Genomic DNA, 4,301 nt, shown 5'->3' with positions numbered 1-4,301 from the left:
GGCAAAATCCGCCAGTTCATCAACGGCTGGAACGACCGCAAACACCCCTTCATCTGGACCAAGACCCCCGAGGAAATCATGGACAAGATCAACCGCAAGCGAACTTTAACGACGAGCCACTAGGTAGGTCAGCGCGCACCCCGCGGCCCGGCTCGCTTCGGGACAGGATGTCGCAGTCCCCACCGGGCAGCCGCGGCGTACAGAACCAGGATTACGACCGCACCGAGCACGGCAAGGACCGGGCGGGGGACCACCGCGACCTGGACCGCACAGATCAGCGCGGCTGCGACCGGAACAGGGGCGAACATCCGCAGCATCCATCGCAGCAGGTCGGTGACGCTGTCGTCGACCCAACCCCAGTACCGGCCGGCCACCATCGGTAGGGCCGGCCCCCAGGACAGGGTCACCGTCGTGCCTTGGCTGGGCGCGGACACGACCGTGGCTGTTCCATCGATGTCGTCCATCCGCGCCTGGATCGACCCGGTCAGCCCGTGCCGGTCCTCCGGCCGCTGCTCGGGGTGGAAGCCGACCCCTTCGTCACGGATCGTCACGGTCACCGACAGGCTGTCACTGGCAACCGACCCGGCGGCGGTGCCAGTTTGGGCGTGTCGTTCCATGTTGCGGATCGCTTCGGCGGCCGCGGCGGCCACGACCCGGGCCACGCTGGTCGGGACCATCGGCCGGGTGCCTTGCCAGGTCAACGAATCCAAGCTGCTCGAGATGGTCCCCGTGCCGTGTGAAGGTCGGTCAGGTCCCCGGCACCAGCGGTGACGGGTTCGGACAGTCGGGTCAGCGTCTTGACTGCTTCCGCCCGGGCCTGGGCGTCGCTCACCTGGCCATCGGTCATGCTGATCGCTTGCAGCGCGTGCATCACCTCGTCGTGCACGAAACGGTGCACGAAGCGAAGCCGGGCCGCCTGGTCACCGCCGAGCTCGGCATCCAGCTGCCTGCGCTGATGGGTGGCGGCGTCTGCCGCGGCCCCTAACACCGGGAAACCGCGCAGGCTGCTCCCCACGATCACCGCGACCGCCACCGCCTGGATCAGTGTGGCCACGGTCGCTTCCACGACCGGCCATGAAACCGACTGGCCCAGGAACAGAGCCGGTGCCCCGGCGACCACGATGCCGATCGCGAACACCTCACTTGACGACGCCGCGCGCGAACGTGCACGCACTGCATGCGGCGGCCATGAGCAGTTGGATTCCCGGCCACCACAGCGTTGCGGACTGGTGTGGCTGGCCGAGCCATGCTGAAAGATACAGCCCGCCAAGAGTTCCCCCGGCCAGGACCGCGGATGCCCACGGGCGACCCCAGTGCGGCTGCAGTCCCCGTCGGCATCCCGCATACTGCGCGGCCGCGAACAGCACACCCACCGCCGTGTAACGGGGGTTGGACCTGATCGCCTGGACCGACCCGGGCAGGATCCCCAGAGCGTTGACCAGCACCAGCAGGCCGGACATCACCCAGATCAACCGCCGTACCAGGTGCGACCAGACTCCACGAGACCCGGCCGCGGGCGCAGGAACGACAGGAGACCCGACGGCGACCATGATCCTGATAGTAGGGGCGGGTCGGGGGACGGGTAATTGACCTTTCGGATGTCGGTCAAAAGGACGACTATCCAGCCGTATGGGCGGACCAGGAGGATTCAGGCACAGGCCGCCCATGGCCTATCGGCGAAAGGATCGCGATGGCACTGATCAACTGTCGAGAATGCGGCAGCCAGATCTCCGACTCGGCAACCGCCTGCCCTCGCTGCGGCGTCGCCGCACCCGGCGGAAGCTGCGCCCTCGTGCTGACCCGGCCCAGCCTGGTGGGCGGCGCGGTACGCACCGAGGTCCACGTCGACGGACGCCCTTACGGCAACCTGAGCGCACGTGGTCGCGTCGTGGTCCCCGTCACCCCGGGCAGCCACCACGTCGAAGTCCGCACCAGGGAAAGTCCCGTGTTACGACAGTGAACGTCTCCGGCGGGAACACCGAGCTCAGGGTAGCCCTCGGTCTCATGGGCTCGCCGAAGTTCAGATGAAGTGACTCTGGCGCGTACTGACATCCCGCTCTCGTTTCCTCCTCACATCACCGTTCCCCTACCAGGAGCCGATCCCATGATGCGCTCGTCCGGACCGCAAACGATTGACCCACCGAACCCGGTACACCCGCTCACGCCCCTGGTGAGACATGTCGTTGGCGCAGTGGTCGCCCTGGCCCTGGCCCTGGCGCTGGCCGCGTTCGGCGTCAGCGCGCCGGCTCAGGCGAGCACCACCGTCGACCAATTCGTCGCCGCGAACATGGGCAGGGAACTATCGAACATCCAAGGCACTTACCCCGGCCAGTGCGTCTCACTCGTCTCTCAGTACCTCTACCAGGTGTACGGGGTATCCACCGGAGCCTGGGGCAATGCGGTGGATTACAGGGCTGGTGGCACCGGCGGCCAGCACATGGCCGCCAACGGGTTCACCTGGCACACCGACACCGGCTTCCAGAACGGCGACATCCTGGTATGGGGACAAGGCGCGTACACGACCGCCGACGGCCACATTGCGGTCTGGTACAACGGCAAGATCTTCGACCAGAATTACGCCGGGCGGATGACCGCGGGCCTGGACTCCTATTTTCCCTTCGGTTTTCTCGGGTACTGGCGCAAGCCCGTCGGGCCACCCGCCGACGGGACATTCGTTTCATACCAGGGAAACGTCTATTGCATCGCCGGCGGGGCACCGATCTACGTCAGCACGTGGAACCACATGGGCGGCCCTCAGCCGACCGAGGCGTTGAGCGACGCCCAGTGGGCGTCGCTACGGCAAGTACCCGCCGACGGCACCTATATCGTCGGTGAGGCTCCTGGCGACCCGCTCAACGGGTCGGTCTACCGGATCGCCGGCGGCGCACCGATCTATGTCAGCACGTGGAACCACATGGGCGGCAGTCAGCCCGTGGTGGGCGTCGACCTGACGGCCGTCGGGATGGCTGGCCAAGGCGCACCGTGGAATCACCTCAATCACACCCCTGCCGACGGCACCTACGTGTTCGGATCCGGCGCGGGTTCCCCATCGAACGGCACCGTGTTCCGGTTCGCCGGTGGAGCACCGATCGCCGTTTCCAGTTGGGCACACATGGGTGGCCCGGGCAGCCAGCCAGTTACCGGCGTCGACGCGGTGGCCATCGACAACGCCGGGCTCGGCGCTCCGTGGAATCACGTGCGAGCTACACCAGCCGACGGCACGTTCATCGTCGGCGCAGGTAGCGGCACCGGCTCCAACGGCACCGTGTTCCGGGTCGCCGGCGGCGCGCCCATCGCGGTATCTAGCTGGTCGAACGTCGGCGGCACCGGTGGCCAGACAGTCACGCCGGTCGACGGCACCGCCGTCGACAACGCCGGTCACGGCGGTCTGTGGAACCACCTCCTGGCGCGCCCCGTGAACGGGACGAGCATGTCGGCCGGTGGCCACCACTACGTCGCCTGGTCAGGCGCTGCTTACTGTGCAAGTGGCACCGGCGGCACCGTGATCGACTCCGCGGCCGTCGCCCACGCAGGCGGCCCCGGCGTCTGGTCCCATCTGGCCGCCATCCCGGCGATAGGTCTCACTGTCCCGGCCACGGCCACCCCCGGCGGAACGACCTCCAGCATCCGAGTGTCCTGGTCGGCCGCTGCAGCGCCGCTGCGAGCGACCATCAAGTACAACGTCCAGCGCCGCGCCGTCACTATCAACAGCGCCGGGAGTCGGATCTACTCGACATCGGTGAATTGGCTCGCCAACACCACCGCGACATCGGGGACCTTCGGCGCCGCGAACGGAACCGAAACACAATTCCGGGTCCAGGCCGTCGACGCGTTGGGGAACCGGACCGCCTGGTCCGGGTGGAAGACCAGCACGATGCCCATCGACGACCGCTCTACCGTGTTGAAGTTCTCGACCGGCTGGTCCCGGGCGAGCTCGGCCAGCTATTTCGACCGGACCTACACGAGCACTGTGAGGAGCCGCGCGTCAGTGCAGATGACGGTGTGGGCAAGCACGGTATCCGTGATCGGAGCCCGCTCCCCCGGGGCAGGGTCATTCGCGATTTACGTCGACGGCGTCAAAAGGGCCACGGCCAGCGGCTACGCGACCGCGACGTCGCTGCGGCAGACCCTGACGACACTGAACCTTGCCTACGGCAAACACACCATCAAACTCGTCAACTTAGAGGTTCCGCGGATAGGTCATGGTCGGCGGGTTGGTCGAGTGTCCCAGCGGTGGGTGGTCCAGGCGGTCCGGATCAGGCGCCGGGTGATGATGATGGCGTTGGCCAAGGCGATCAGAG

Annotated in this window: 5 protein-coding genes and 1 pseudogene; 1 reads left to right on the top strand and 5 read right to left on the bottom strand. The window is 67.1% G+C overall.

The annotated features are described in order from the left end of the window. Window positions 1–128: 128 nt before the first annotated feature. From FGL98_RS24660 to FGL98_RS24650, 3 genes are all read right to left on the bottom strand, one after another. A complete protein-coding gene (locus FGL98_RS24660) occupies window positions 129–677 on the bottom strand; it encodes an ATP-binding protein (protein WP_146321473.1) in 549 nt (182 codons plus the stop codon). Between the two features lie 20 nt (window positions 678–697). Beyond that, window positions 698–1,054, bottom strand: a complete 357-nt coding sequence (locus FGL98_RS24655) for a hypothetical protein (RefSeq protein ID WP_146321471.1) — start codon at window positions 1,052–1,054, stop codon at window positions 698–700. A gap of 85 nt (window positions 1,055–1,139) precedes the next feature. Further along, window positions 1,140–1,550 (bottom strand): hypothetical protein, encoded by a 411-nt coding sequence (locus tag FGL98_RS24650; RefSeq protein ID WP_146321469.1) that lies wholly within the window; start codon window positions 1,548–1,550, stop codon window positions 1,140–1,142. A 140-nt stretch (window positions 1,551–1,690) separates the two neighbouring features. On the opposite strand from FGL98_RS24650, the gene FGL98_RS24645 reads away from it, so the two are divergent. Next, on the top strand, window positions 1,691–1,960 hold the full coding sequence (locus FGL98_RS24645; RefSeq protein WP_146321467.1) for a zinc-ribbon domain-containing protein: 270 nt from the start codon (window positions 1,691–1,693) through the stop codon (window positions 1,958–1,960). A gap of 1,766 nt (window positions 1,961–3,726) precedes the next feature. On the opposite strand, the gene FGL98_RS26025 is transcribed toward FGL98_RS24645, so the two are convergent. Both FGL98_RS26025 and FGL98_RS24640 read right to left on the bottom strand, forming a co-directional pair. Continuing rightward, window positions 3,727–3,882: a hypothetical protein gene (locus FGL98_RS26025; RefSeq protein ID WP_222432407.1), complete on the bottom strand. Its 156-nt coding sequence runs from the start codon at window positions 3,880–3,882 to the stop codon at window positions 3,727–3,729. A gap of 318 nt (window positions 3,883–4,200) precedes the next feature. Next, window positions 4,201–4,301, bottom strand: a pseudogene (locus FGL98_RS24640) (IS5/IS1182 family transposase); the annotation flags it as partial.

It is taken from the genome of Leekyejoonella antrihumi (assembly GCF_007845645.1).
In the GTDB taxonomy this organism is placed as follows: domain Bacteria; phylum Actinomycetota; class Actinomycetes; order Actinomycetales; family Dermatophilaceae; genus Leekyejoonella; species Leekyejoonella antrihumi.
This window is presented reverse-complemented; position numbering and strand designations above follow the sequence as displayed.